This is a genomic window from Microcystis sp. M53603_WE2 (genome assembly GCF_030065435.1).
This window is the reverse complement of sequence record NZ_JASJFF010000754.1, coordinates 1-2,826: the sequence shown is the minus strand read 5'-3', so window position 1 is coordinate 2,826 and position 2,826 is coordinate 1. Positions and strand designations below refer to the sequence as shown.

Sequence of the window (2,826 nt, the reverse complement as noted above, 5' to 3'; positions counted from 1 at the left end):
TTTAGGCACTTTTTCCCTGAAAATTAGGTAATTGGCCACCTCAAAACTGGTAAAACCCCACACCCCACACCCCACACCCCACACCCTGCCCCCAGGAAAAACTTTTTCAGCAAACCCTAATTATCAGGATTTTTTGGCAATTGTCCAGAAGGGAAAAGTCTGACTGGGATTGATGATAACTCCCGTGATGCCATTGCGAGCAAAAGCGTATTCCTTGGTTTGCCAAAGGGGAATATAGGGAACTTCATCGGCGAGAATTTCTTGAATTTTGCCAAAAATTTGCTTTCTTTTGGCTGGGTTACTTTCCCGACGGGATTGTGCGATTAATTGATTCATTTCTTGACTATAAAAAAATGAGCCTTGACTTTGCGATCCTCCTTCTTCGCAGCCAGTTTCTGGGGAACCTTTAGCACAATCTAAAAAGGGATAAATATAGTTATCTGCATCCAAAAAATCCGGATACCAATTAGATAGGGCAGTGGTATAAAGTCCCTGGCTAATATTACGGAAAAAGGCCGCTCCTAGGATACTATTGGGTTCAAATTGAATCCTATTATCTAAATCCCGTTTTGATAGGGCTTTCATCACTGCCGCCACGCTGCTGGAAGTAATCGATCCCGAGGAGTGCCAAACTTCTACAATTGCGGGTTTTTCTGGACTATAACCAGCGGCTTTTAGTAATTGTTTAGCTTGCTCTATATTATGGTTGCCATAGCGCTCTTTAAACACCGGTTGTGACTCGGAAAAAGTAGTAGGAATGAGACTAAAAAGAGGGATGCCTTGACCTTGTAAAATGCGCTCATTAAGTAAATCTCGATCGACTAGAGAAGCAATGGCTTGTCGCACTAAAATATTATTGGTGGGTTCACTTTTGAGATTGAGGCTCATAAAGTTAATTGCTGCCCCAGAAGATTCGATGGCTTGCCATTTTTCCTGCGCCGCTTCTGTGCGTAATTTTCTCACTTGAGGAGGCAGTAAAGATTGATAGGCAATATCCACCGCTCCCGTCTGAAAACCGTTAAATAAATTGGCAGGATTCGAGAGATAAATTTGCACATTAACTCCTTTATTTTTGGCTGGTTCTCCCCAATAGCGATCAAAGGCTTCTAAACTAAAAGAATCGCTGGTAACTGCTTTTAATCGATAATGTCCCGTGCCGATAAATTCTTCAGGTTTAAATTTACCCTCGCCAATTTGATAAAATTTGGGTGAAACTGCACAGGCTCCGGGGTAAGCTAAAAGAGCAGGAAAGGCGGCAAAAGGTCTGGTTAATTTAATAGTAATTTCGTCTTCTTTGGTAGCGGTGATTTTATCAATTGTATCCCGGAGAAGAAAGGAAGGTTCGCCACCATTTTTGATAAATCTTTCTAGGGAAAACTTCATCGCCTCCGCGTTAAAAACCGTGCCATCATGAAAGATAACTCCTCGACGTACTGGGATAGTATAAGTCAAACCATCGGGGCTAATTTTGGGTAATTCCGTGGCCAGGAGAGGCTTTAAATTAGTGGTTCCTTCGGCGTAGGTGTAGAGAGTTTCACCGAGATTATAAATAATAAAAAGTCCCGCTAACTCATAACTATCGGCCGGATCGATCGAGCGTGGTTTTAGGGTTGTCCCAATCATCAGGATATCCCTATCCCCCTGGGGTAAATTGGAATTAGTGGACTGACAGCCCACAGTCAGAAGAAGACAGAGGCAAAATAAACTTAAATAGCGATAAAGTTGGTGTAAAGGTTTCATCGATAGCGATTAACGGCAGCTAGGTATCAATCAATCCTATCATTTTTGTGCATAATCTTTTCCCCTAGGTTCCCTTAAGGAACTAGGTTGATTGCCTAATTGGTTGGGGAAAATTCTTCAATAACTGCACTGATTACCCAGACAATTAAACTAAATTTTCTGGTCGATGATGGCAAAAACTTGATCAATTTGGACAAGAAGAAGACCCTGGGCAGCAAAGGGTTTAAATGGTTCAGAATAGCTGGAGCTATGGAGGCAGATAGCAACCGATTAGAAACTCATCTTCTTTTATCTATCAGCCATTTAAGTAAGTAGTTATAATTAAATTGAAGATAGATTTTGCCTCTGATCCCCCCTGCCCCCCTTGATAAGGGGGGTGCCGATCCCCCCTTAGTCCCCCCTTGATAAGGGGGGTGTCTGATAACTTTTAACGACTACCTACTTAGGTTAATCCTGTCCCTTCCAAACAAGCTCGCTCGAAAATTGCCCCCGTGGTTACTGCCGAGGCTAAACTAGCACAAAGAAGATTGGCATCAGTAAAATTTGTTCCCCGTAAAATCGCCCCGAAAAAAATTGCTTCCTCTAAATCGGTTGCCGACAGATCTGCTCCGGACAGATTAGCGCTAGTAAAATCCGCTTGGGTTAAAATCGCCCCGACAAAACTCGCTCCCCGGCCATCGACACCGCGAAAATCCGCCCCAGACAAATCTAGATGATTAAAAACCGCCCCGGCTAAAAAAGCACCGGCCAAACTTGCCCCAGTCACGATCGCATCGAGGAGAATTGCCCCGCGTAAATCGGCATTACGAAAATCTGCTCCCCTTAAATTTGCCCCTGTCAGGTCAGCACCGCGTAAATTTGCCCGTAAATTCGCCCCGGCTAGGTCTGCACCCGCTAAATCAGCCCCTGCCAAGTTCATGCCCCCTAAATCTTTTATCTCACCCCGACGAATTGCTAATAAATCAATACTGGGAAAAGTCATGTTCAGCCACGGTTAAATACTGTAAAAATATCTTAGAATATTCGTAAACCTTTGTTAAGAAAGCGCTCCATGTCCCTAGAGCTATTATCCCTAGAAAATATTGA

At 43.4% G+C, this 2,826-nt stretch carries 3 protein-coding genes; 1 reads left to right on the top strand and 2 read right to left on the bottom strand.

What is annotated here, in order from left to right; genetic code table 11:
- Window positions 1–31: 31 nt before the first annotated feature.
- A complete protein-coding gene (locus PX481_RS16260) occupies window positions 32–163 on the top strand; it encodes a hypothetical protein (protein ID WP_288095004.1) in 132 nt (43 codons plus the stop codon).
- Here the strand turns inward: PX481_RS16260 and PX481_RS16255 are convergent.
- Window positions 124–1,740 carry an ABC transporter substrate-binding protein gene (locus PX481_RS16255; protein WP_288095003.1) on the bottom strand — a complete coding sequence of 539 codons (1,617 nt, stop codon included), beginning with the start codon at window positions 1,738–1,740 and terminating at the stop codon, window positions 124–126. The two genes, PX481_RS16260 and PX481_RS16255, sit on opposite strands and share 40 nt — an antisense overlap.
- A 442-nt stretch (window positions 1,741–2,182) precedes the next feature.
- On the bottom strand, window positions 2,183–2,722 hold the full coding sequence (locus PX481_RS16250; protein WP_288095001.1) for a pentapeptide repeat-containing protein: 540 nt from the start codon (window positions 2,720–2,722) through the stop codon (window positions 2,183–2,185).
- Window positions 2,723–2,826: the final 104 nt, after the last annotated feature.